General features: G+C 58.7%; 1 protein-coding gene. It reads left to right on the top strand.

The genetic code is table 11. From position 1 onward, the window contains the following. Positions 1 to 298 (top strand): phage portal protein (locus DEO48_RS00010; RefSeq protein ID WP_146198220.1); only part of this gene is annotated, 298 nt, incomplete at both ends.

Genomic DNA, 298 nt, shown 5'->3' on the forward strand with positions numbered 1-298 from the left:
CGAGGAAATCGGCACGGTGGATGCGGCGCGGCCAAACAGCAATTTTGCCGATTTTGAAAATGCCATGCTGCGAAACCTGGCTGCCGCTACCGGTCTTTCAGCCCAGCAAATCAGCCAGGACTGGTCTGATGTGAACTACAGCTCCGCCCGCGCGGCCATGCTGGAGGCGTGGAAAACCCTGACCCGCCGGCGCGAGGACTTTGGTTCAGGATTTGCCCAGCCTGTTCTTGTGGGCTTTATGGAAGAGTTACACGAGTTCAGCGATCTCCCTCTACCCCGTAACGCGCCGGACTTTGCC

Origin of the sequence: Enterobacter sp. CGMCC 5087 (assembly GCF_003144775.1) — a bacterium.
Taxonomy (GTDB): domain Bacteria; phylum Pseudomonadota; class Gammaproteobacteria; order Enterobacterales; family Enterobacteriaceae; genus Enterobacter; species Enterobacter cloacae_M.